The sequence below is a fragment of the Achromobacter sp. Marseille-Q4962 genome, assembly GCF_943737005.1.
Taxonomy (GTDB): Bacteria; Pseudomonadota; Gammaproteobacteria; order Burkholderiales; family Burkholderiaceae_B; genus Achromobacter.
In genome coordinates, this window is sequence record NZ_CALSFU010000001.1 from 313,104 (window position 1) to 336,471 (window position 23,368).

Here is a 23,368-nt window from a genome sequence, read left to right on the forward strand (position 1 = left end):
GCCTCCTCAACGCTGCCCCTGGCCGCCGCACTCGGCGGGCAACTGCGCCGCGCCCGCGGGCTGCGGCGCGTACGAGGCGGGCACCGGCCGGCTGGACAGCCAGGCCGCCAGCGCCGCGATGTCGGCGGGGGTGAGGCGGGCGGCCACGTCCGCCATGCAGTCCGGCGGCGCGGCGCGGCGCAGGCCGTTTTTCCAGGCCCCCACCTGCGAACCGATATAGTCGCGCGGCAAGCCCAGCAGGCCCGGGATGGCCGGCAGCATGCCTCCGAGTTCCGCGCCATGACAGGACACGCAGGCGGGCAGGCCGCGCGCGCGGTCGCCCTCCAGCGCCAGCGCCCGCCCCGCCTCCAGCACGGCGGCGGCCGCTTCCGCACGGGCCGGAGGCGGATAGGGCGCGTGCTGGCCCGAGAAATAGGCCGCGATCTCGCGCAGATAGGCGTCGGGCAGTCCGGCCAGCAGGTGCGCCATGGGGCGATACTGGCGGCGCCCGTCGCGGAAATTCAGCAGCTGGTGGTAGAGGTATTCGGCCGGCTTGCCCGCCAGCCTGGGATAGTAGCCATCGGCGCCGGCGCGGCCCTGCTCGCCATGACAGGCCGTACAGGCCGCCACCCGGGCCGCCATGGTGTCCGGCCGCAGGGGGCCGTCAGCGCGCGCGGCGCCCGGCATGGCCAGCGGCAGCAGCGCCGCAAGCAGGGGTAAAAAGGCCCGCAAACGGGGCGGTGAAACAATACGAAAGGAAAGGCGGGCTAACATCTCGTTCTGGTTCCTACCCCTCGAAGCCGTGGAGGCGAGGCGCGTGTGCGTTGCACCAGGCGCATGACAGGCGGGCGCGCCATGCGCGATCCGGCCCCAAGCATACGCCATTGCACGGCCCGGCATGGCCGGGGCCGCGGGGCGGGTGTCCGGATATCCGGCCGCGTCGACCGGCAAAGCGTGCCACAATCATGTCCATGTTGAAAGTCGTCCTAGTCACCGGCATCTCGGGCTCCGGCAAATCGGTAGCCCTGCGCATGCTCGAAGACGCGGGCTATACCTGCGTCGACAACCTCCCCGTGCGCTTTCTCACGGAGTTCATCGCGAATGCCCGCGATGACGGCATGGAGCGCGTTGCCGTCGCCATCGACGTGCGCTCGCCCGGCGAGCTGGCCGAGCTGCCGGACGTGGTCACGGCGCTGCGCGCCATGGGCACGGCCTTGCGGGTGGTGTTCCTCGATGCCAGCACCACGACGCTGGTGCAGCGGTATTCCGAGTCGCGCCGCCGGCATCCGCTCACCGACCGGCTGCAGCGCGACGGCGCCACGCCCTCGCTGGCCGAGTGCATTTCGGTGGAACGCGAACTGCTCGCGCCGCTGCGCGAGCAGGAACACGTGATCGACACCTCCGACCTCACGCCCAGCCAGTTGCGCGCCTGGATACGCGACCTGATCAAGACCGACCAGGCCCCGCTGGTGCTGACCTTCGAATCGTTCGCCTACAAGCGCGGCGTGCCGGGCGACGCCGATCTGGTGTTCGACGCGCGCTGCCTGCCCAACCCCTATTACGACCGCAACCTGCGTCCGCTCACCGGGCGCGACGAGCCCGTGGCGACCTGGCTGGCGAGCTTCGATCTGGTGGGCCAGATGATCGACGACATCGCCGCGTACCTGCGCCGCTGGCTGCCGCACTACACACAGGACACCCGCAACTACCTCACCGTGGCCATCGGCTGCACGGGCGGCCAGCACCGCTCGGTCTACGTGGTGGAACAGCTCGCGCTGCGCTTCGCCGACCACCAGCCGCTGCTGATCCGCCACCGCAACCAGCTGCCCGACGACTCCGCATGACACTGCCCCGCCCCTGCGCCCTGATCCTCACGCTGCTGCTGGCCCTCGCGATCGCCGGCTGCTCCTCCACCGGCGGACGAAAGAAAGGCGGCTACTACAAGGACGACGGCCCGGGCGACAATCCGCCGGCCAACATCGACCAGATCCCCGATGCGGAGCCGCGCATCGAGCCCTACGCCAGCGGCGCCAACCGCCCCTACGTCGTGTTCGGCCAGCGCTATGTGCCCGACACCACCGGAGCGCCCTACAAAAAGCGCGGCATCGCATCGTGGTACGGCCGCAAGTTCCACGGCAACTCCACCTCCATCGGCGAGCCCTACGACATGTACGCCATGACGGCGGCGCACACGACCCTGCCCCTTCCCAGCTATGCGCGCGTGACCAGCCTGGTCAACGGCAAGACCGTCATCGTCAGGGTGAACGACCGCGGCCCCTTCCACAGCGACCGCATCATGGATCTCTCGTACGCGGCGGCGTACAAGCTCGGCATCATCGGGCCGGGCAGCGGCGAAGTGGTGGTGGAAAGCATCCAGCCCGACGAAATCCGCCAGATGGAAGCGGCGCGGCGCAGCGGCACGGCCACCGCGTCGGCCCAGCCCGCCGGCGCATCGGTCGAGCCGGGCGCCGTCCCGGTCGCGCCTGCCGTCTCGGCGGCTCCGGTGGCGCTGGCCTCCGCGCCGCTGGCAAGCGCCACGCTGCCGGCCGCCGCCGCGGGCAGCGTCTATTTGCAGGTGGGCGCCTTCAGCCAGCCGGCCAACGCACAGTCGCTGGTCAGCCGCATCAACACGCAACTCGGCGCGGACGGCACGCCGCCCGCCATGGTCGAGCAGGCCAACAACCTCTACCGCGTTCGCATCGGCCCCTATCCCGACCGCCAGGCCGCACTGAACGCGGTGCAGCGCGTCTCGGAACGCATCGGCATCCTGCCTTCGCTGGCCGTCCAGTAGGGGGCCGCCGGGCCGTCCGGCGCGGCGCCCGCCTTCAGAGCGGCAGTTCGGCCTGGCCGTCGCAGACCCGGCGCGTGCGCGCGGTGCGCCCCCGGTAGAAGTTGCCCTCGTGCGCCAGCAACGCCTGCTTGCGCGGCAATCCGCCCCCGAAGCCGGTCAGCGAGGTATCGCTGCCGATGATGCGGTGGCACGGGATGATGATGCTGACCGGGTTGCGGCCCACCGCGCCGCCCACGGCCTGCGCGCCCTTGGGCCTGCCCACGGCGCGCGCCAGTTCGCCATAACTGGCCAGCGCGCCGAACGGCAGCTCGCACAGCGCGCGCCACACCTGCTGCTGGAACGGCGTGCCCACCGGATCCAGCGCCACCGAAAACTCGCGCCGCCGGCCCGCGAACCACGCTTCCAGCTCGCGCGCGGCCTGGGCCAGCACGGCATGGGAGGCGTCCAGCGTCCAGCCCTCGGGACTGGGCAGCAGCGGCTGGTCGTTGAACCAGGCGCCGCGCAGGCCGGCCTCGGAGGCCACCAGCCGCATGGCGCCCAGCGGCGTATCGATGTCGCAATAGGCCAGGCGCTCGCCGCCCTGGCTCACGATGGTCTTGTAAGGCATGTCAGTCCGGCTTCTTTCGGGCAAGCGCCCGGTTGTAGAGCACGTCTCGCGGCAGCCCGGTCGCCCTGGCCGCGACCCGGGCCGCGTCGCGCACGGACAGCGTTTCCAGCAGCGCGTCCAGCAGCGCATCGGCCTGCGGGTCGGCGTCGGCGCCGCCCTCTTCCTGGGGCGCGGCGTGCAGGATGAGCACGAATTCTCCCTGGGTGCGGTGCGGATCGGCTTGCAGCCAGCCGGCGGCCTCGCCCAGCGGGAACGTGGCGATTTCCTCGAAGCGCTTGGTCAGTTCGCGCGCCACCGTCAGCGGCCGCTGCGGGCCGCAGATTTCCAGCAGGTCCGCCAGCGCGGCCTGCAGCCGGTGCGGCGACTCGAACATGACCACCGGCGCGGGCAGCGCGGCCCAGGAGCGCAGCCAGCGCTGGCGCGCCGCGGCCTTGGAAGGCGGGAAACCGGCAAAGGCGTAGGCGGGGTTTTCGTCCGTGGTGACGCCGCTGCCCATCAGGGCCGCGATCACGGCGCTGGGGCCGGGCACGGGCACCACGACGTAGCCGGCTTCCCGCACGGCGCGCACGATGCGCGCGCCCGGATCGCTGACGGCCGGCGCGCCGGCGTCCGACACCAGCGCCACGCGCTGCCCTTGCGCCAGGCGTTCGCAAATGGCCTGCGCGGCCGACGCCTCGTTGTGGCGATGGGCCGCCATGAGCGGGGTATTGACGCCCCAGGCGTCCAGCAGCGTGCGGCTGGCGCGCGTGTCTTCGGCCGCGATCACGTCGGCGCGCTGCAGCGCGTGCCAGGCGCGCAGGCCCAGGTCGCCCAGGTTGCCGATGGGCGTGGCCACGACGTACAGCGCGGCCTCGGGCCAGTGCTGCCCGGCGACCCGCGCGGCGACCCGGCTCCAGGCATCCCCCGCCTGCGGCGCAGAGACATTTTGGTTCATGACTGCGTATCCATCCGGAAAATCATGTCAGTGTAGCCGCCTGTGTCCCTATCGGCAGGCGGCCCGCATGAACCCCGACGACCACGGATTGCCCTTTCTTCTTGCGCGCGAGGCTCGCCAACGCGCAGCGCGCAGACGGCGGCGGGCCCAGCCGGGGCCGCGCCGGGCGACGCCGCCCGCACGCTCGCCGGCACAGCGGGCGGGCGATGTCCACGAAGAGGCAGCCGCCCGCCTGCTCGCCGCGCGGGGCCTGCGCCTGCTGGCGCGCAACCTGCGCTGCCGCCACGGCGAAATCGATCTGGCCATGCGCGAGGGCGACACGCTGGTGCTGGTCGAGGTGCGGGCGCGGCGCAACGGCCGGTATGGCGGCGCCGCCGCCAGCATCGACGCGGCCAAGCAGGCCCGGCTGGCCCGGGCGGCGGCCTGCTGGCTGCCCAGGCTGGCCCGGGCGCACTGGGCGGGCGCGACACCCGCCGCGCGCTTCGACGCGGTCGTGTTCGAGGGCGGCCGGCCGGCCTGGCTGCGGGGCGTTTTCTGGATACCGTGAACCGCCGCCGGGATCGCCGGCCGCCGGACTGCCGGATCTGGCGAATCGCGGTTACGTCTGGTCAGATCGGCGCGCCTCCCCATGAGATAATCGCGGCCATGGATATGACCTCTCGAATGACGTCGCACTTTCGCGACGCCATGGCAGTCTTCGAACAAAGCACGGACGTCCTGGCCGAACCGCTGGCCGTGGCGGTGGACCTGCTCTTCGGCGCCCTGGCGAACAATGGCAGGATTCTGGCCTGCGGCAATGGCGGCTCGGCCGCCGACGCGCAGCATTTCGTGGCCGAGCTGGTCGGCCGCTTCGAGCGCGAGCGCCTGCCCCTGGCCGGCATCGCCCTCAATACCGACACCTCCATCCTCACGGCCGTGGGCAACGACTACGGCTTCGACGACATCTACGAGCGCCAGGTCAACGCGCTAGGGCAGCCGGGCGACGTGCTGGTGGCCATTTCCACCAGCGGCAACTCGCCCAACGTGGTCAAGGCCATGGAGGCCGCCCACGAGCGCGAAATGCATGTCATCGCCCTGACGGGCAAGGGCGGCGGCGTCATGGGGGAACTCATTACGCCCATGGACGTCCATCTCTGCGTGCCCCACGATCGCACCATGCGCATCCAGGAAGTCCATATTCTGCTGCTGCACGCCCTGTGCGACGGCATCGACGCCCTTCTGCTTGGAGACACCGAATGATTCCCGACGCCAGAACCGCTGTCCGCCCGCTGCTCATGGCCGCCCTCCTGGCCTCGGCCGGCCTGTCGCTGTCGGCGTGCGCCCCGCTCGTGGTGGGCGGCGCCGCCGCCACCACCGCCGTGGTGGTCACCGACCGGCGCACTTCCGGCGTGCAGCTCGAAGACCAGAACATCGCCTTCAAGGCCGAAAGCCAGATTTCGCAGAAGCTGGGCGAAACGGCCCGCGTCAACGCCATGGCCTACGCCGGCCGCCTCCTGCTCACGGGCGACGTGCCCAGCGAGGCCGCCAAGAGCCAGGCCACCGCCATCGCGCAGGGCATCGAGAACGTAAAAGAGGTCATCAACCAGCTCAACGTCGGCCCGATCGCCTCGTTCGGCGCGCGTTCCAACGACACCTGGCTCACCTCCAAGGTGAAGACCGCGCTGTTGAACACCAAGTACGTGCCCTCCGGCACCATCGCCGTCACCACCGACCACGGCGTGGTCTACCTGATGGGCAAGGTGACCCAGACCGAAAGCGAGTACGCCGCCAACGCGGCCGCCGAGGTGGGCGGCGTGGCCAAGGTTGTTAAACTTTTCGAGATCATCAGTCGCGAGGAAGCCATCCGGCTTTCGAACACCAGCGGTTCGCAGTCGTCGCAGTCCGGCGCCTCGGACACCCGCGCGCCCGTCGAGAACGGCGCGGGCGCCCAGGATGCGCCGGCCGGCGGCGGCGTGGAAGTCATGCCCATCAAATGAAAAAAGCCATCATCGCCCTGGCCGTCCTGGTGGCGGCCGGCATCGGCGCCTGGTTCGTGTGGCGCCCGGCCCCGGCCGCCCCCGACGTGAGCTTCACCACCCTGGAAGGCAAGACCTTCTCGCTGCAGGACCTGCGCGGCAAAGTGGTGCTGGTGAAGTTCTGGGCCACGAGCTGCGTGACCTGCGTGAAACAGATGCCGCAGACCATTTCGGCCTACAACGAATTCGCGCCCAAGGGCTACGAAGCCGTGGCGGTCGCCATGAACTACGACCCGCCCAACTACGTGCTGAATTTCGCCCAGAGCCGCAAGCTGCCGTTCCCGGTGGCCCTGGACACCAAGGGCGACATCGCGCGCGCCTTCGGCAACATCCGGCTCACGCCCACGGCTTTCCTCATCGACAAGCACGGGCGCATCATCAAGCGTTATCTGGGCGACTACGACGTCGCCGAATTCCACGCCACGGTGGAAAAGGCGCTGGCCGCCGGCTGATCCGTCCCGCAACGCCTGCCGGACTGGCGGGGCAGGAAAAGGGGGCCTTCGAGGCCCCCTTTCCATGGACGAGGACGGGACGCCGCGCCCGCTGCCGCAGCGTCAGAAGGCCGGCACCACCGCGCCCTTGTATTTTTCCTGGATGAATTTCTTCACCTCGGGCGTGTGCAGCGCCTTGACCAGCTTCTGCACGCCGGGATCGTTCCGGTTGTCGGCCCGGGTGACCACGATGTTGGCATAGGGCGAATCGGAGCCTTCGATGAAGAGGGCGTCCTTGGTGGGCACCAGTCCGGCCTCGAGCGCGTAGTTGGTATTGATGAGCGCCAGGTCCAGGTCGTCGAGCGAGCGGGGCAGCATGGCCGCTTCCAGTTCGCGGAACTTCAGCTTCTTGGGATTTTCGACCACGTCGGCCGCGGTCGACAGGATGTTCGACGGATCCTTCAGCTTGATGAGCCCCTGTTTCTGCAGCAGGATCAGCGCGCGTCCGCCATTGGACGGGTCGTTGGGAATGCCCACCGTGGCGCCCTGCTTCAGCTCGGAAATGTTCTTGATCTTCCTGGAATAGCCGCCGAAGGGCTCGACGTGCACCGCCACCACGGGCACCAGGCCGGTCTTGCGATCTTTGTTGAAGGAGTCCAGGTAGGGCTTGTGCTGGAAGAAATTGGCGTCGAGCTGCTTGTCGGCCAGCTGCAGGTTGGGCTGGACGTAATCGCTGAACACCTTGATGTCCAGTTCCACGCCTTCCTTGGCGAGCCCCGGCTTGACGACTTCCAGGATCTCCGCGTGCGGCACCTGGGTGGCGCCCACGACCAGCTTTTCGGCATGGGCGGCGCCGGCGAGAAAAACCGACGCCAGCAGGACGGAGCGGACGAAATTCAAACGCATGTGTTGCCTCTCGATCGTTGTAAAAATAAGGGCATGCGCCCCCTCGGCGCCCGGGCCGGCTGGCGGTTCCGGGCCTCCTGTTGCGAAAACGCCCCCAATTTACCTGAATGGCATTTATTTGTCGGGCATAAACGAATGGGTTTAAAGCATAAGGAACGCGCGGGTACTACAATTGGCCGTATGCTTGCGCCCGCGCGTGTCCACGCGTCCTGAGCGCAGGCATTTTTTCTAACTTTGCCGTTTCCCATTTTGCCGACTTAGCTGCCATGACCGACACCCCCGACCCTGCCGCCGTTTCGTCTCCCGCCGTCAAAGCCGCCGTGCTGTCCGAGGCGTTGCCGTATATCCGACGATTTCACGGCAAGACCATCGTGGTGAAGTACGGCGGCAACGCCATGACGGAAGAGCGGCTGCAACGCAGCTTCGCCCACGACGTGGTGCTGCTGAAGCTGGTGGGCCTGAATCCGGTGGTGGTGCATGGCGGCGGTCCGCAGATCGACGACGCGCTGCGCCGCATCGGCAAGCAGGGCACGTTCGTGCAGGGCATGCGCGTGACCGACGCCGAAACCATGGAAGTCGTCGAATGGGTGCTGGGCGGACAGGTCCAGCAGGACATCGTCATGATGATCAACGAGGTCGGCGGCAAGGCCGTGGGCCTGACCGGCAAGGACGGCGGTCTGATCCAGGCGCGCAAGAAGCTCATGGACAACAAGGAGAACCCCGCCGAGCCGCTCGACATCGGCTTCGTGGGCGACATCACCACCGTCGAGCCCGCCGTGGTGAAGGCGCTGCAGGATGACCAGTTCATCCCCGTCATTTCGCCGATCGGCTATGGCGAGGACGGCACCGCCTACAACATCAACGCCGACGTGGTCGCCGGCAAGATGGCCGAAGTGCTGGGCGCGGAAAAGCTGCTCATGCTGACCAACACCCCGGGCGTGCTGGACAAGAGCGGCAAGCTGCTGCGCAGCCTGTCGGCCCAGACCATCGACGAACTGTTCGCCGACGGCACCATCTCGGGCGGCATGCTGCCCAAGATCTCTTCGGCCCTGGACGCCGCCAAGAACGGCGTGAACTCGGTGCACATCGTCGACGGCCGCGTGCCGCACTGCCTGCTGCTCGAAATCCTCACCGACCAGGGCGTGGGCACGATGATCAGCTCGCACTGATCGTGCCGGCCCCCGAAGCACCGCATGGAGGATGGCGCATTGCGCCATAGACGGCTGATGCGGACTGAGCGCCAGCTGCAGCGGCCCGCGGCGCGCGTGCGGCGGTCCCGCCGGACCGCCACGCAGAACGACGGGCTGCTGTGGCTGTTCGACCTGGACAATACGCTGCACGACACCTCGCACGCGATCTTCCCGCGCATCGACCAGGGCATGACGCTGGCCGTGGCCGAAACGCTGGATGTGGACATCGACACGGCCAACCACCTGCGCCGCAAATACTGGATGCGCTACGGCGCCACCATGATCGGCCTGGTGCGCCACCACGGCGTGGACCCGCACGAATTCCTGCACCGCAGCCACGACTTCGACGTGAACCCGCTGGTGCGCGCCGAAAAGGCGCTGGCCCACAAGCTGCGTCGGCTGCCCGGGCGCAAGGTGCTGCTGACCAATGCGCCGCTGCACTATGCGCGCGCGGTGCTGCGCCGCCTGGGCATCCTGCGCCAGTTCGACAGCATCTGGGCCATCGAGCACATGCGCCTGCATGGCGAGTACCGGCCCAAGCCCTCGCCCGCGCTGCTGCGCCACGTGCTGGCGCGCGAAGGCGTCTCGCCGCGCAACGCAGTGCTGGTCGAGGACACGCTGGCCAATCTGCGGGGCGCGCGCCGGGCCGGGCTGCGCACGGTGCACGTCTATCATCCGGGCACGCCGTTCGGCCGCGGCCGCGCGCAGCGTCCGGGCTACGTGGACTTGCGGGTAAACTGCGTCAGTGATTTGCTGTTGCGCCGGCGTCCCCTGCGGGGATAACGGCGGGTTTTCCCCTTCCCTCTGTCTGCCTGCGTAGCAATCCCCTTCCATGGCGAGCAAACCCGGCGAGCGCAAGACCCAGATTCTGCAAACCCTGGCCGAGATGCTGGAACAGCCTCACGCCAGCCGCATCACCACGGCCGCCCTGGCCGCCCGGCTGGAAGTCTCCGAAGCGGCGCTGTACCGGCACTTCGCGAGCAAGGCCCAGATGTTCGAGGGCCTGATCGAGTTCATCGAGAACAGCATCTTCACGCTGGTCAACCAGATCGCGGCGGCCGAGCCCCATGGACTGGCGCAGGCCCGGCAGACCGTGGCCATGCTGCTCGCCTTCTCCGAACGCAACCGCGGCATGACGCGCGTGCTCACCGGCGACGCGCTGGTCACCGAAGACAACCGGCTGCAGGAACGCATCAACCACATCAATGACCGCATCGAGGCGTCGCTGCGCCAGTCGCTGCGCACCGCCGTGACGGACGGCGGGCTGCCGCCGCACGCCAACGTGTCGGCCCACGCCAGCCTGCTCACCCATCTGGTGCTGGGCCGCTGGCTGCGCTATGCCCAGAGCGGCTGGCGCGTGGCGCCCACGCTGCACCTGGACGAACAGCTGCGCCTCGCGCTGGGATAGCCGTTCCGCTTCGCACATTTTGTGCATTTCATGCAACATTTATGCGCTTGCCGTGCCGGTGGAGCCGTGCGCATAATGCAAAACACGAAATCAGGACAAGCGCAATCCGTCCTATTCCTGATATCAATCAATACGGGTTTTCCTTAATGGCGTCACCATTTTGCTGTAGTTTCGACGCGCCGTACTGATTCCCAGGCAGACCTGGTGCCGCGGCGTGTCGTCAGACTGACCCCAACCGGAGAAGCATATGACCGCGCAAGCCGCAGTCCCTGCCCCGCAAGCCCCGCAAAAAATCAAAATACCCCTCGGCCTGATCGCCGGTTTCGCCGCCCTCATCATCGTCCTGCTGCTGCCGCTGCCCGCCGACCTGCCCGTCGCCGGGCACCGCATGCTGGCCATCCTGGTGTTTGCCGTGGTGGTCTGGATTACCGAGGCCGTGTCGTACGAAGCCAGCGCCATCATGATCACCACGCTGATGGCGTTCCTGCTCGGCACGGCGCCGAAAGTCGCGGACCCCAATACGCTCTACGGCACCTCGGCGGCCATCAGCATGGCCCTGACGGGCTTTGCCAACTCGGCGCTGGCGCTGGTGGCCGGCGCCCTGTTCATCGCCGCCGCGATGACCTTCACGGGGCTGGACCGCCGCATCGCGCTGGTGACGCTGTCCAAGATCGGCACCAGCACGCGGCGCATCCTGATCGGCGCCATCGCCGTCACCATCGTCCTCAGCCTGGTGGTGCCCAGCGCCACCGCGCGCAGCGCCGCCGTGGTGCCCATCATGATGGGCGTGATCGCGGCCTTCGGCGTGGACAAGCGCTCCAACATCGCCGCCGGCATCATGATCATCGTGGCCCAGGCCACCAGCATCTGGAACGTGGGCATCCAGACGGCTGCCGCGCAGAACCTGCTGACCGTGGGCTTCATGGACAAGATGCTGGGCCAGCGCGTGGCGTGGTCCGACTGGCTGATCGCCGGCGCACCGTGGTCGCTCATCATGTCGGTCGTGCTCATCATCGTGGTGCTGAAGATGCTGCCGCCCGAGAGCGACAACATCGAAGGCGGCAAGGAAGCGGTCGAACAGGAGCTGGCCGCCCTGGGTCCCATGACGCCCGCGCAGAAGCGCCTCATGGGCGTGTCCATCCTGCTGCTGCTCTTCTGGGCAACGGAAGGCAAGCTGCACAGCTTCGATACGACTTCCACCACCTACTTCGGGCTGGTGCTGCTGCTGCTGCCGCGCTTCGGCGTGATGACGTGGAAAGACGTGCAGACCCGCATACCGTGGGGCACCGTCATCGTGTTCGGCGTGGGCATCAGCCTGGGCACGGCGCTGCTCACCACGCAGGCCGGCCAATGGCTGGGCAACCAGGTGGTGCAGCACACCGGCCTGGACCACCTCGGCCCGCTGGCCATCTTCGCGATTCTCTCGGCCTTCCTCATCGTCATCCACCTGGGCTTTGCCAGCGCCACCGCGCTCACCTCGGCCATGCTGCCCATTCTGATCTCGGTGCTGGCCACGCTGCCGGGCGACTTCAGCCGGCTGGGCATGACCATGCTGCTGGGCTTCGTGGTGAGCTACGGCTTCATCCTGCCGATCAACGCGCCGCAGAACATGGTGTGCCTGGGCACCGAAACCTTCAACGCCAAGCAGTTCGCCAAGGTCGGCATCGTGATCACCATCGTGGGCTACCTGCTGATGCTGGTCTTCGGCATGACGTACTGGCGCTGGCTGGGCTGGCTGTGAACGGAGCGCGCGCCATGAAACTGCCGATCCCCCAGGCGCTGGAGTACGGCCGCCGCGTCCTGCTGGCCCAAGGCGCGCCCGACGACATTGCCCGCGTGGTGGCCGAACACCTGGTCGAGTCGGACCGCGTGGGCTACACCAGCCACGGGCTGTCCATTCTTTCGAGCTACCGGCGCACGCTGCAAAGCGGCCAGGTACGCGCCGACGGCAGGCCCGAACGCGTGAACGACCGGGGCGCCATGCTGGCCTACGACGGCCACATGGGGCTGGGCCAATACGTGGGCAAGGTGGTGATCGAGGACGCCATCGCGCGCACCCGCGAGCACGGCCAGTGCATCGTGACCCTGCGCAACAGCCATCACCTGGGCCGCATGGGCCACTACGGGGAGCTGGTGGCGGCGCAGGGGCTCATCCTGCTCGCGTTCACCAACGTCACCAACCGCCCGCCCACCGTCGCGCCCTTCGGCGGCGCGCGGGCATGCCTCACCACCAACCCGCTGTGCTTCGCCGGCCCGCTGCCGGGCGGCAGGCCGCCGTTCATCGTGGACATGGCGACCAGCTCCATCGCCGTGAACAAGGCGCGCGTGCTGGCGGCCAGGAACGAGCCGGCGCCCGCCGGCTCGCTCATCGACGCCCGGGGAAACCCGACCACCGATCCGCAAGCGCTGTTCACCGACCCGCCCGGCGCCCTGCTGCCTTTCGGCGGCCACAAGGGCTATGCGCTGGGCCTGGTGGCCGAACTGCTGGCCGGCGTGCTGTCGGGCGGGGGCACGATACAGCCCGAGCATCCGCGCAGCGGCGTGGTCACGAACAACCTCTTTGCCATCGTGCTGGACCCGCAGGTGGACTTCAACGCCGACTGGCGCACGCATGAAGTCGCGGCCTTCGTCGACTATCTGCAGGCCTGCCCGCCCCAGCCGGGCGTGGACCGGGTGCAGTATCCGGGCGAGTACGAGGCGCGCAACCGCGAGCTGAATGCCGACGCCCTGGACTTCGATGCGCCGATCTACGAGGGAATGAAGCGCCTGGCCGCCGAGCTGGGCGTGCCTGACGCCCTGCCGTAGGGGTTAAGCGGGGGCCGGCCTCAGGTCTTTTCCGACCGGTGCCGGCTGATGCTCATCATGATCCCGAAGGCGATGCCCATGGTGAAGAGGGCCGTGCCGCCATAGCTCATGAAGGGCAGCGGCACGCCCACCACCGGCAGGATGCCGGTCACCATGCCGACGTTCACGAACACGTAGATGAACAGCATCATGGTGAGGGACCCGGCCAGCAGGCGTCCGAACTGGGACGTGGCCCGCGAGGCGATGGTCAGCCCGCGCGCCATGAGCAGGCCGTAGAGCACCAGGATGGCGATGCCGCCGTACAGCCCGAACTCCTCCGCGTACACCGCGAAGATGAAGTCGGTGGTGCGCTCGGGGATGAAATCCAGGTGGGTCTGGGTGCCCTTCATGTAGCCCTTGCCGTACACGCCTCCCGACCCCACCGCGATCATCGACTGGATGGTGTGAAAGCCCTTGCCCAGCGGATCCGAGCTCGGGTTGAGCAGGGTGCACACGCGGTGCTTCTGGTAATCGTGCAGCACCACCCAGTTGACGTCCGGCTCGCAGAGCTGGTCTTCGTAGTACACCAGCGTGCCGATGCCGATGATGCCGGCCAGCATGACAGGCACCAGCAGCTTGAACGACAGGCCCGCGAAATAGATCACGAAGAAGCCCGCGCCGAACACCAGCAGGGCGGTTCCCAGGTCGGGCTGCAGGACGATGAGCCCGAAAGGCGCGGCCAGCATGGCCGCGGCGGCCAGGAAGTCGCGGATGCGCACCGCGCCTTCGTGGCGCTGGAAGTACCAGGCCAGCATCATGGGCACGGCGATCTTCATCATTTCGGAGGGCTGGATGCGCGTCACGCCCAGGTTGAGCCAGCGCGTGGCGCCCTTGCTCGTCTCGCCGAAGAATTCCACCCCCAGCAGCAGCACCACGCCCACGATGTAGAACGGCAGGGCGAGCTTCATGAGGGTCTTGGGCGGAATCAGCGCCATCGTCCACATGGCGAAGAACGCAATCACGAAATTGCGCGCCTGCTCCGCGAAGCGCCAGTCGGTGCCGCCCACGGCCGAATGCATGACGGTCAGGCCCAGCCCCGCGAACATCAGCAGGATGGCCAGCAGCGGCCAGTCGAAGGCGGTGAATACGCGCGCCAGGATGAGGCCGATGCGCTTCATGGCTTGCTCCCTTCCTGGCGGGACGGCGCGGCCGAGGCCGCCTTGGCCGGCGGCGCGGGCGCGGCCGGCTGCGGAACCTGTCCCTGCCTGGCCAGCCAGTAATCGAACACCTTGCGCGCCACGGGCGCCGCCACGCTCGCGCCCCAGCCCGCGTTCTCGACGATGAGCGCCACGGCGATGCGCGGATGCTCGATGGGCGCGAAACCCATGAACAGGGCGTGGTCGCGCAGGCGCTCGTCGATGGCGCTGGCGCGGTAATGGCCTCCGCGCAGGCTGAACACCTGCGCCGTGCCGGTCTTGCCCGCCGCCTGGTAGGGCGCGTTGGCGAAGGCGCGCCGGGCCGTGCCCACGCGCACCACGTCGGCCATGGCGTTCTTGATCACGTCCACGTTGGCCTGCTTGAGCGGAATGCGGTAATCGGGCGCGGACTCGGTGGGCTTGACCTCGCCGCTGCGCGGATCGCGCACCGCGTGCACCAGGTGCGGGCGCCGGTACAGGCCGTTGTTGGCCAGCGTGGACGTGCCCTGCGCCAGCTGCAGCAGCGTGAAGGCGTTGTAACCCTGGCCCACCGCCACCGAAATGGTTTCGCCCGCGTACCAGCGCTGGCGGTCCTTGTCTTTATAGGCCTTGCGCTTCCACTCGGTGGAGGGCAGCACGCCGCGCCGCTCGCCTTCCAGGTCGATGCCGGTGATCTGGCCGAAGCCGAACTGCTTGGTGAAATCGTGCAGCGCGTTCACGCCGATTTCGGGCCCCAGCGAGTAGAAATACGTATCGGAAGACACGACGATGGCCTTGTGCATGTCGGTCATGCCGTAGGCGGCGCCGCCGGCGTTGCGGAACTTCTGGCCGCCGAACTCGAAGTAGCCCGGATCGGAAATACGGTCGGTGGCGCGGCGCTTGCCCAGCTCCAGCGCCGCCAGGCCCACGAAAGGCTTGTAGGTGGAGCCGATGGGATACGTGCCGTACAGCGGCCGGTTGATAAGGGGATGGTCCGGCGATTCGTTCAGCATGCGCCAGTTGTCCACGTCGATGCCGTCGACGAAAAGGTTGGGGTCGAAAGACGGCTGCGAGACGAAGGCCAGCACCTCGCCGGTATCGGGGTCGATCGCGACCAGCGCGCCGCGCTGGCCCTCGAACGCCTCCTCGGCCACCTTCTGCAGTCCCAGGTCGATGGACAGCATGATGTCCGACCCCGGAACCGGATCGATGCGCCGCAGCGTGCGCATGGGGCGGCCCCCAGCCGTCACCTCGACTTCTTCGAGGCCGGTGCGCCCGTGCAGCTGCTCTTCCCAGGTCTTTTCGATGCCCTTCTTGCCGATGACGTCGGTGCCGCGGTAGTTGCCCAACTGGCCGGCGCGCTCCAGCTCCTCGATGTCGCTGTCGGCGATGCGGCCGATATAGCCCACCACGTGCGCGGCCGAGGGCCCCTGCGGGTACTCGCGCACCCAGCGCGCGCGCAGCTCCACGCCGGGGAACTGGAAGGCGTGGGCGGCGAACCAGGCCGCTTCGGTGTCATTCAGGTTATTGCGCAACTGCAGGCTGGCGTAGCGGCTGGACTCGGCCGCGCGGCGCTTGAACCGGCGCTGGTCGGCCGGGCTGATGTACACCACCTCGGTCAGGCGCTTGAAGAGTTCGTCGAGATTGCCCGCCTGCGCGGGCACGACCTCCAGCGTATAGGTGCGGTAGTTGCGCGCCAGCACCTCGCCGTTGCGGTCGAGGATTTCGCCGCGCCGCGGCGGAATGGGCACCACGGCGATGCGGTTGCGGTCGGCCCGCTCCGACAGTCCTTCGTAGCGCTCCACCTGCAGGTACCAGAACCGGCCCACCAGCACGCCGAAGCAGGCCAGCGCGAAAATGCCGCCCACCCAGGCGCGAAGCCGGAAACGCTGCTTCTGCTGCTGGCCGGTTTTCTTGAACTCGAACATGCGCGCGGCCGCCCTCAGGCGGAGGAGGATTCGGCGTCGTCGGCGCCCCGCTGGGGCAGGTGCAGCACCCAGCCGGCCAGCGGCCAGATGACCGCGGTGAGCGCCACGCCGACCGTCCATTCCCAACCCGGCCACTTGCCGGCCAGCCAGGCGTGGATGATCTGGGTGACGAAGCGGGCCAGGAAGAACACCGGCAGCATGTGCATGGCCTGGCTCCAGAGGTCGAAGCGCTGCAGGCGCCGGTGCAGCGCCACGGCGCCGTAGGCCGCCAGGGTGTACGAAAGCGCGTGCTCGCCCAGCAGGCCGGCGTCGTGGACATCCATGAGCAGGCCGAAGCAGAACGCCGTGAACAGGCCGACCCGGCGCGGCTCATGCACGCACCAGAAGGCGATGATGAGCACCAGCACGTCGGGCGCGCCCTGCCACAACCGCCACGGCAGCAGCGACACGAGCCATACCAGCAGGATGGTGCCCCACACGAAAACGCCGTGCGCCGGCCCGGACAGGCGCTCGGGCTGCACATTGCTGGGCATGCCCAGGCGCCTGGGCTGCGCCTGCGACGGATTATTCCGATCCATTGCCTTCGGCCTCCTGGCGGTCGGTTTGCGCGCGCTCGACGTCCACCTGCAGCACGAGGAAGTGGCGGTAGCGTTCGGGGTGGGCCAGCGGCTCGCACAGGGCCCGCGCGAAACCCGACGCGGTGTCGCGCTCGACGGCTGTCACCTTGGCCACCGGCAGGCCGGCGGGAAACAGGCCGCCCACGCCGCTGGTGACGATGGTGTCGCCTTCCTTGATGTCGGCGTTGGCCGCCAGATAGCGCACTTCCATCTTGCCCGGCGAATTGCCGCCGAAGGCGATGAGCCGCAGGCCGTTGCGCAGTAGCTGCACGGGGATGGACACCTGCTCGTCGGTGACCAGGGCGGCCTCGGCCGTCATGGGCGTGACGCGCACGATCTGGCCCACCACGCCGCCTTCGTCGATGACCGGCATGCCCGGCGCCAGGCCGGCCTTGCTGCCCTTGTTGAACACCAGACGCTGGTTGAAGGCGTTGGTGGGCTCGTACAGCACCTCGACCACCACGGCCGACTGGGCCACGGTGTCGGTCACGCCCAGCAGGCGCCGCAACTGCGAGTTCTCGGCGGCAAGCTGCGCCGCGTGAGTGGCCACCTGCGCCAACTCGATGCGCTGGCGCTGCAGCGCCTCGTTCTCGGTGCGGATGAGGTTGGCGGCGTTGACCCACTCGTTGACCTGCTGGACCAGGTCGCGCGGGGCCATCACGGCGCGCTGGAACGGATAGAGGGCCACGGATATCGCCCGGCGCGCCGGCTCCAGCATGCGCCATTGGGAATCGAGGACGATGAGCGCCAGAGCCAGGACGACCAGGACGGCCAGCCTCACCTCCGCGGGTGGGCCGCGCCTGAATAGGGGGGGAGTCCCTTGTCGTTGCATGAATCTCAGCCCGGGCGCCCGCGCCCGCCGCCCCCGCCGGGGCCGCAGCCCGAAGCAGGCGGGGCTCCGTGCCGGCGGGCGGACTTAGTCGTTGATGAAGATGGCGCCCAGTTTCTCAAGATGCTCGAGCGCCTCGCCGCAGCCGCGCACCACGCAGGTGAGCGGATCGTCGGCCACCACCACCGGCAGGCCGGTTTCTTCCTGGAGCAGGCGGTCGAGGTCGCGCAGCAGCGCGCCGCCGCCGGTCAGGGCGATGCCCTTGTCGGTGATGTCGGCGCCAAGCTCGGGCGGCGTCTGTTCCAGGGCGATCTTCACGGCGGAGACGATCTGGTTCAGGGGATCGGTGAGCGATTCGAGGATCTCGTTGGAGGACACCGTGAAGCTGCGCGGCACGCCTTCGGCAAGGTTGCGGCCCTTGACCTCGATTTCGCGGACCTCCGAGCCCGGGAAGGCCGAGCCGATTTCCTTCTTGATGAGTTCGGCGGTGGGCTCGCCGATCAGCATGCCGTAGTTGCGGCGGATGTAGTTGACGATGGCCTCGTCGAACTTGTCGCCGCCGACGCGCACCGAGCCCTTGTAGACCATGCCGCCCAGCGAGATGACGGCCACCTCGGTGGTGCCGCCGCCGATATCCACCACCATGGAGCCGCTGGCGTCGGAGACGGCCAGGCCGGCGCCGATGGCGGCCGCCATGGGCTCCTCGATGAGGAACACGTGGGACGCGCCCGCGCCCAGCGCCGATTCGCGGATGGCCCGGCGCTCGACCTGGGTGGAGCCGCAGGGAACGCACACGATGATGCGCGGGCTGGGGGCCAGCATGTTGCGGGGGTGCACCATGCGGATGAACTGCTTGAGCATTTGCTCGGTAACGGTGAAGTCGGCGATGACGCCGTCTTTCATGGGCCGGATGGCCTCGATGTTGCCGGGCACGCGGCCGAGCATCTGCTTGGCTTCGTGGCCCACGGCCTGGATGATCTTCTTGCCGTGAGGCCCGCCTTCATGACGGATTGCGACCACGGAGGGCTCGTCGAGCACGATGCCCTTGCCACGGACGTAGATCAGCGTGTTGGCGGTACCGAGGTCGATCGCCATATCGCTGGAGAAATAACTGCGCAGGAATCCGAACATGGGAGCTCAGCTGAATTCTGGGGGGAACGGGAATCTGGGCCGTGGGGCGTGTGGCCCGCTTCGGAACCGGACGCCGGGCGGGCGCGCCAGGTCTTCACGGCGATTAAACCGTGAATCATAACTTATAATTTCCGAGGAAATAGCGCATAAATCCAGGCTATTCAAGCTTTGTAACGGGTTGGGCGCGTGCATACTGCCCCCTCCCGCCCTTCGGCCTTCGCTACTCGATTTGCAATCCCCATGGCGCTCAACGACACAGATGTGGCCCGCATTGCCCGGCTGGCCAGAATCGAACTGACCCCCGACCAGCGCGCAGTCGCGCAGGCCGAACTGAACGGCATCCTCCACCTCATCGAACGGCTCCAGTCCGTGGACACCCAGGGCGTGGAGCCGCTGGCCCACCCGCTCTCGGCGCACGAGGACATCGCCCTGCGCCTGCGCGAAGACGCCGTGACGGAACCCTCCTCGGAAGCGCGGCGCCAGGAGCTCCTGGCCAACGCCCCCGAAGCCCAGGACGGCCTGTTCCTGGTTCCCAAGGTGATCGAATAAGTCATGACCAAACTCGCCCTGCACACCGAATTCGGGGACATCGCCGGCCTGCGCGCCGCGCTGGCCCAACGCAAGGTCAGCGCCGTCGAGCTGGCGCAGAGCAGCCTCGCGGCCGCCGAGGCGGCGCGCGACCTGAATGCCTTCTTACATATTGATGCCGAATTGACGCTGGCCCAGGCCCGCGCCGCCGACGAGGCCCTGGCCGCCGGCAACGCCGGCCCCCTGGCGGGCATTCCCATCGCCCACAAAGACGCCTTCGTCACGCGCGGCTGGCGCACCACCGCGGGCAGCAAGATGCTCGAAGGCTACCTCAGCCCGTTCGACGCCGCCGTGGTCGAGCGCCTGCAGGCCGCCGGCGCAGTTTCCATCGGCAAGCTCAACTGCGACGAGTTCGCCATGGGCTCGGGCAACGAGAACTCCGCCTACGGCCCCGTGAAAAACCCCTGGGATCCGGCCGCCGTGCCGGGCGGCTCCTCGGGCGGCTCGGCCGCCGCCGTGGCCGCCCGCCTGGTGCCCGCGGCCACCGGCACCGACACCGGGGGCTCGGTGCGCCAGCCCGCCGCGCTGTGCGGCGTGAGCGGCATCAAGCCCACCTACGGCACCGTGTCGCGCTACGGCATCGTGGCCTTCGGCTCCAGCCTGGACCAGGCCGGCCCGCTGGCCGCCAGCAGCCGCGACCTGCTCGAAATCCTCGACCTCGTCAGCGGCTTCGATCCGCGCGACGCGACCAGCCTGACGCAATGCGACGGCCAGCCCAACGAGCCCGGCCGGGTGCGGCGCGCCTTCGACACCGCCCAGGCGGGCTTCGACGCCGCCGGCAGCCAGCCCCTCAAGGGCCTGCGCATCGGCGTGCCGGCCGAGTACTTCGGCGCCGGCCTGGCGCCCGACGTGGCCGCCGCCGTGGAGGCCGCCCTGGCGCAATTCGAGGCGCTGGGCGCCGAGCGCGTGGCGGTGTCGCTGCCCCGCACCGAGCTGGCCATTCCCGCGTACTACGTCATCGCCCCCGCCGAAGCCTCCAGCAACCTGGCGCGCTACGACGGCGTGCGCTATGGCCACCGCGCCGCCCGGTACGGCGACCTGAACGACATGATCGGCCGCTCGCGCGCCGAGGGCTTCGGCGACGAAGTCAAGCGCCGCATCCTCATCGGCACCTACGTGCTGTCCCACGGCTACTACGACGCGTACTACCTGCAGGCGCAGCGCCTGCGCCGCCTGATCGCCCAGGACTTCCAGCGCGCCTTCGCCGGCCAGTGCGACGTCATCATGGGGCCGGTCACGCCCACGGTGGCCAAGAACATCGGCGAGAACCGCGACGATCCCACGGCCGACTGGCTGGCCGACGTGTACACGCTGGGCGTGAGCCTGGCCGGCCTGCCCGCCATGTCCGTGCCTTGCGGCTTCGGCGGAGATGGACGGCCCGGCGGTGCCGGCGGCCATCAGCGCCCGGTCGGCCTGCAGATCATCGGCAACTACTTCGACGAAGGCCGCCTGCTGGCCATCGCCGACCGCTATCAACAGGTCACCGACTGGCACAAGCGCTCGCCGCGTTGACGAGGCCCGGCGGCAGGGCGGCGGCGCCCTGCCCCGGCACTCTTGATTGGAATCAGAAACAATGAACTGGGAAATCGTCATCGGCCTGGAAACGCACGCCCAGCTTTCCACCGACTCCAAGATTTTTTCGGGCAGCAGCACCCGGTTCGGCGCCGCGCCCAACACGCAGGCCAACGTGGTCGACCTGGCGCTGCCCGGCAGCCTGCCCGTGATGAACCGCGGCGCGGCCGAGCGCGCCATCCGCTTCGGCCTGGCCGTGGGCGCGGAGATCGCGCCGCGCTCGGTGTTCGCCCGCAAGAACTACTTCTACCCCGACCTGCCCAAGGGCTACCAGATCAGCCAGTACGAGCTGCCGGTGGTAGTGGGCGGCGCCATCTCCTTTTTCGTGGGCGAGGAAGAGAAAACCGTGCGCCTGACCCGCGCCCACCTGGAAGAAGACGCGGGCAAGTCGCTGCACGACGCCTTCAACCTGTCCAACGGCGCGCCGGCCAGCGGCATCGACCTCAACCGCGCCGGCACGCCGCTGCTGGAAATCGTCACCGAGCCCGAAATGCGTTCGGCCGCCGAGGCGGTGGCGTATGCGCGCGCCCTGCACAGCCTGGTGGTGTGGCTGGGCATCTGCGACGGCAACATGCAGGAAGGCTCGTTCCGCTGCGACGCCAACGTATCCGTGCGCCCGGCGGGCCAGAAGGCGTTCGGCACCCGCACCGAGATCAAGAACGTCAATTCGTTCCGCTTCCTGGAACGCGCCATCCAGTACGAGGCGCGCCGCCAGATCGAGCTCATCGAGGACGGCGGCACGGTGGTGCAGGAAACCCGCCTGTACGACGCCGACCGCGACGAAACGCGCAGCATGCGCAGCAAGGAAGACGCGCACGACTACCGCTACTTTCCCGACCCCGACCTGCCGCCGCTGGTGATTTCGCGCGAGTGGGTGGAAGAGGTGCGCGCCGCCATGCCCGAGCTGCCCGCCGCGATGCGCGCACGCTACGAATCGCAGTACGGCCTGCCGGCCTACGACGCGGCGCAGCTCACCGCCAGCCGCGACCTCGCCGCCTACTTCGAGGCGGTGGCCAATGCCCTGCCCGCCGGCCAGGCCAAGCTGGCCGCCAACTGGATCATGGGCGAAGTGGCCGCCACCCTGAACAAGGAAGAAAAGGAAATCGCCGAATCGCCGGTTCAGGCGCCCGCGCTGGCCGCCCTCATCGGCCGCATCATCGACGGCACCATTTCCAACAAGATCGCCCGCGAAGTCTTCGCCGCCATGTGGGCCGGCGAGCATGGCGGACAGCCCGACGCCATCATCGAGGCCCGCGGCCTGAAGCAGATCAGCGACAGCGGCGCCATCGGCGCCATGATCGACGAGGTGCTGGCCGCCCACCCCGCGGTGGTCGAGGAATATCGCGCCGGCAAGCAGAAGGCGTTCAACTCGCTGGTGGGCCAGATCATGAAGGCCGCTCGCGGCAAGGCCAATCCGCAACAGGTCAACGAACTGCTGAAGCAGAAGCTGGACGGCTGAGCGGGCGGGCAGCGCGTCCTTCAACGGACGCGTTCAGGCAGCATCAGACGAAGCGAAAGGCCGCGGCATCTTGCCGCGGCCTTTTGTTTGTCCAAGAATGACGTGGTCGCTTCTTGGTCGGGGCTTGGGCCATGAACTGCAAACGGCATGTTGCGCGCCGAACGCAGTCAACGCGTCTCCGAAGACCAGGTGTTCTCGTTCAACCAGCTTCTCGAACGGTCGCCCATTTTTCCAGATCCGGACGCGCCGCCGTTCGGCCGTCCGCTGCCCGCGCCGCCCTCTTGCGCGCCAGGGATGCACGCCTGTTACACCCCGTACTTCGTCCGGTAGGCCAGCACCGCGTCGCGGTGCTCGGCGAACGACGCGTCGTCCTGCAGCAGGGCCAGAATGTCAGCCAACGAGGCGATCGACACCACCGGAATGCCGTAGGTCTTGGCCACGTCCTGCACGGCGGAATGCGCCGACAGGGCGTCGTCCGGGCCCGCGCGCTCCATGCGGTCCATGGCGATCAGCACGGCGGCGGGCTCGGCGCCGGCAGCGCGGATGATCTCCACCGACTCGCGCACCGAGGTGCCCGCGGTAATGACGTCGTCGATGATGACCACCTTGCCGGCCAGCGGCGCGCCCACCAGGGTGCCGCCCTCGCCGTGGTCCTTGGCTTCCTTGCGGTTGTAGGCAAAAGGCACGTCGCTCTTGCCCTGCATGGCGGGATGGCCCGCCAGCGCGACCGCGGTGGCGGTGGCCAGCGGGATGCCCTTGTAGGCCGGGCCGAACAGCATATCGAAAGCCACGCCGGAATCCAGCAGCGCCTGGGCATAGAACCGGGCCAGCCGGCCCACCGAGCGGCCGCTGTTGAACAGGCCGGCGTTGAAGAAATACGGGCTGATGCGCCCCGACTTGACCTTGAAGCTGCCGAACCGCAACACGCCTTCATCGAGGGCGAAACGGACGAAATCGAGAGAGGTGGCGGAGTTCTGGGAGGCGGTCATGCGGCGGAGTCCGGGAGTGGCAAACCCCGGGATTT

General features: G+C 68.5%; 24 protein-coding genes. 14 read left to right on the forward strand and 10 right to left on the reverse strand.

The features are described 5' to 3' along the window. Nucleotides 1-6: 6 nt before the first annotated feature. On the reverse strand, nt 7-753 hold the full coding sequence (locus NGJ44_RS01440) for a c-type cytochrome (RefSeq protein WP_251862888.1): 747 nt from the start codon (nt 751-753) through the stop codon (nt 7-9). A gap of 197 nt (nt 754-950) precedes the next feature. On the opposite strand from NGJ44_RS01440, the gene rapZ reads away from it, so the two are divergent. Both rapZ and NGJ44_RS01450 read left to right on the forward strand, forming a co-directional pair. Further along, nucleotides 951-1,823, forward strand: coding sequence for an RNase adapter RapZ (gene rapZ / locus NGJ44_RS01445; RefSeq protein WP_251862919.1), 873 nt, complete (start codon nt 951-953; stop codon nt 1,821-1,823). Continuing rightward, entirely contained in the window at nt 1,820-2,770 is a 951-nt protein-coding gene (locus NGJ44_RS01450; protein WP_251862889.1) for a septal ring lytic transglycosylase RlpA family protein, read from the forward strand. Before rapZ ends, NGJ44_RS01450 begins: the two co-directional genes overlap by 4 nt. Before the next feature lie 34 nt (nt 2,771-2,804). Here NGJ44_RS01450 and NGJ44_RS01455 read toward each other — a convergent pair whose 3' ends face one another. Both NGJ44_RS01455 and rsmI read right to left on the reverse strand, forming a co-directional pair. Continuing rightward, nucleotides 2,805-3,377, reverse strand: a complete 573-nt coding sequence (locus tag NGJ44_RS01455) for a methylated-DNA--[protein]-cysteine S-methyltransferase (RefSeq protein ID WP_251862890.1) — start codon at nt 3,375-3,377, stop codon at nt 2,805-2,807. 1 nt (nt 3,378) lies between these two features. After that, nucleotides 3,379-4,311 (reverse strand): 16S rRNA (cytidine(1402)-2'-O)-methyltransferase, encoded by a 933-nt coding sequence (rsmI, locus tag NGJ44_RS01460; RefSeq protein ID WP_251862891.1) that lies wholly within the window; start codon nt 4,309-4,311, stop codon nt 3,379-3,381. Between the two features lie 67 nt (nt 4,312-4,378). On the opposite strand from rsmI, the gene NGJ44_RS01465 reads away from it, so the two are divergent. The 4 genes from NGJ44_RS01465 to NGJ44_RS01480 all read left to right on the forward strand — a co-directional run bounded on the left by NGJ44_RS01465 (nt 4,379) and on the right by NGJ44_RS01480 (nt 6,778). Beyond that, nucleotides 4,379-4,858: a YraN family protein gene (locus tag NGJ44_RS01465; protein WP_251862892.1), complete on the forward strand. Its 480-nt coding sequence runs from the start codon at nt 4,379-4,381 to the stop codon at nt 4,856-4,858. A 98-nt stretch (nt 4,859-4,956) separates the two neighbouring features. Further along, nucleotides 4,957-5,550, forward strand: coding sequence for a phosphoheptose isomerase (locus NGJ44_RS01470; protein ID WP_053245218.1), 594 nt, complete (start codon nt 4,957-4,959; stop codon nt 5,548-5,550). After that, the gene (locus NGJ44_RS01475; RefSeq protein ID WP_053245219.1) at nt 5,547-6,287 is read left to right on the forward strand and encodes a BON domain-containing protein; all 741 of its coding nucleotides are present in this window, start codon (nt 5,547-5,549) and stop codon (nt 6,285-6,287) included. Before NGJ44_RS01470 ends, NGJ44_RS01475 begins: the two co-directional genes overlap by 4 nt. After that, nucleotides 6,284-6,778 carry a peroxiredoxin family protein gene (locus NGJ44_RS01480; RefSeq protein WP_053245220.1) on the forward strand — a complete coding sequence of 165 codons (495 nt, stop codon included), beginning with the start codon at nt 6,284-6,286 and terminating at the stop codon, nt 6,776-6,778. The genes NGJ44_RS01475 and NGJ44_RS01480 overlap by 4 nt, the downstream gene beginning before the upstream one ends. 102 nt (nt 6,779-6,880) lie before the next feature. On the opposite strand, the gene NGJ44_RS01485 is transcribed toward NGJ44_RS01480, so the two are convergent. Then, nucleotides 6,881-7,663: a MetQ/NlpA family ABC transporter substrate-binding protein gene (locus tag NGJ44_RS01485; protein ID WP_053245221.1), complete on the reverse strand. Its 783-nt coding sequence runs from the start codon at nt 7,661-7,663 to the stop codon at nt 6,881-6,883. A gap of 266 nt (nt 7,664-7,929) precedes the next feature. On the opposite strand from NGJ44_RS01485, the gene argB reads away from it, so the two are divergent. The 5 genes from argB to NGJ44_RS01510 all read left to right on the forward strand — a co-directional run bounded on the left by argB (nt 7,930) and on the right by NGJ44_RS01510 (nt 13,066). Further along, nucleotides 7,930-8,832 carry an acetylglutamate kinase gene (gene argB / locus NGJ44_RS01490; RefSeq protein ID WP_053245222.1) on the forward strand — a complete coding sequence of 301 codons (903 nt, stop codon included), beginning with the start codon at nt 7,930-7,932 and terminating at the stop codon, nt 8,830-8,832. A gap of 57 nt (nt 8,833-8,889) precedes the next feature. Continuing rightward, a complete protein-coding gene (locus NGJ44_RS01495) occupies nt 8,890-9,636 on the forward strand; it encodes a pyrimidine 5'-nucleotidase (RefSeq protein ID WP_053245223.1) in 747 nt (248 codons plus the stop codon). A gap of 49 nt (nt 9,637-9,685) precedes the next feature. Then, entirely contained in the window at nt 9,686-10,261 is a 576-nt protein-coding gene (slmA, locus tag NGJ44_RS01500) for a nucleoid occlusion factor SlmA (protein ID WP_053245224.1), read from the forward strand. Between the two features lie 247 nt (nt 10,262-10,508). Then, on the forward strand, nt 10,509-12,002 hold the full coding sequence (locus NGJ44_RS01505; protein ID WP_053245225.1) for a DASS family sodium-coupled anion symporter: 1,494 nt from the start codon (nt 10,509-10,511) through the stop codon (nt 12,000-12,002). 14 nt (nt 12,003-12,016) lie between these two features. After that, nucleotides 12,017-13,066: an Ldh family oxidoreductase gene (locus NGJ44_RS01510; RefSeq protein ID WP_053245231.1), complete on the forward strand. Its 1,050-nt coding sequence runs from the start codon at nt 12,017-12,019 to the stop codon at nt 13,064-13,066. Nucleotides 13,067-13,086: 20 nt separating this feature from the next. On the opposite strand, the gene rodA is transcribed toward NGJ44_RS01510, so the two are convergent. The 5 genes from rodA to NGJ44_RS01535 form a co-directional block, all read right to left on the reverse strand. After that, a complete protein-coding gene (gene rodA / locus NGJ44_RS01515) occupies nt 13,087-14,223 on the reverse strand; it encodes a rod shape-determining protein RodA (RefSeq protein WP_053245226.1) in 1,137 nt (378 codons plus the stop codon). Further along, complete coding sequence (gene mrdA, locus NGJ44_RS01520) at nt 14,220-16,148, reverse strand: penicillin-binding protein 2 (protein WP_053245227.1); 1,929 nt, start codon at nt 16,146-16,148, stop codon at nt 14,220-14,222. The genes rodA and mrdA overlap by 4 nt, the downstream gene beginning before the upstream one ends. A 14-nt stretch (nt 16,149-16,162) precedes the next feature. Then, nucleotides 16,163-16,726 carry a rod shape-determining protein MreD gene (gene mreD / locus NGJ44_RS01525; protein WP_053245228.1) on the reverse strand — a complete coding sequence of 188 codons (564 nt, stop codon included), beginning with the start codon at nt 16,724-16,726 and terminating at the stop codon, nt 16,163-16,165. Next, nucleotides 16,713-17,597, reverse strand: coding sequence for a rod shape-determining protein MreC (gene mreC, locus NGJ44_RS01530; protein ID WP_251862893.1), 885 nt, complete (start codon nt 17,595-17,597; stop codon nt 16,713-16,715). The genes mreD and mreC overlap by 14 nt, the downstream gene beginning before the upstream one ends. Before the next feature lie 84 nt (nt 17,598-17,681). Continuing rightward, nucleotides 17,682-18,725, reverse strand: coding sequence for a rod shape-determining protein (locus tag NGJ44_RS01535; RefSeq protein WP_006216320.1), 1,044 nt, complete (start codon nt 18,723-18,725; stop codon nt 17,682-17,684). A gap of 240 nt (nt 18,726-18,965) precedes the next feature. Between NGJ44_RS01535 and gatC the strand changes: the two genes are divergently transcribed. The 3 genes from gatC to gatB all read left to right on the forward strand — a co-directional run bounded on the left by gatC (nt 18,966) and on the right by gatB (nt 22,344). After that, entirely contained in the window at nt 18,966-19,274 is a 309-nt protein-coding gene (gatC, locus tag NGJ44_RS01540) for an Asp-tRNA(Asn)/Glu-tRNA(Gln) amidotransferase subunit GatC (protein ID WP_053245230.1), read from the forward strand. Between the two features lie 3 nt (nt 19,275-19,277). After that, a complete protein-coding gene (gene gatA, locus NGJ44_RS01545) occupies nt 19,278-20,825 on the forward strand; it encodes an Asp-tRNA(Asn)/Glu-tRNA(Gln) amidotransferase subunit GatA (protein ID WP_251862894.1) in 1,548 nt (515 codons plus the stop codon). 61 nt (nt 20,826-20,886) lie between these two features. Beyond that, nucleotides 20,887-22,344 (forward strand): Asp-tRNA(Asn)/Glu-tRNA(Gln) amidotransferase subunit GatB, encoded by a 1,458-nt coding sequence (gene gatB / locus NGJ44_RS01550; protein ID WP_053244888.1) that lies wholly within the window; start codon nt 20,887-20,889, stop codon nt 22,342-22,344. A 305-nt stretch (nt 22,345-22,649) separates the two neighbouring features. On the opposite strand, the gene pyrE is transcribed toward gatB, so the two are convergent. Then, a complete protein-coding gene (gene pyrE / locus NGJ44_RS01555) occupies nt 22,650-23,333 on the reverse strand; it encodes an orotate phosphoribosyltransferase (protein WP_251862895.1) in 684 nt (227 codons plus the stop codon). Between the last annotated feature and the right edge of the window lie 35 nt (nt 23,334-23,368).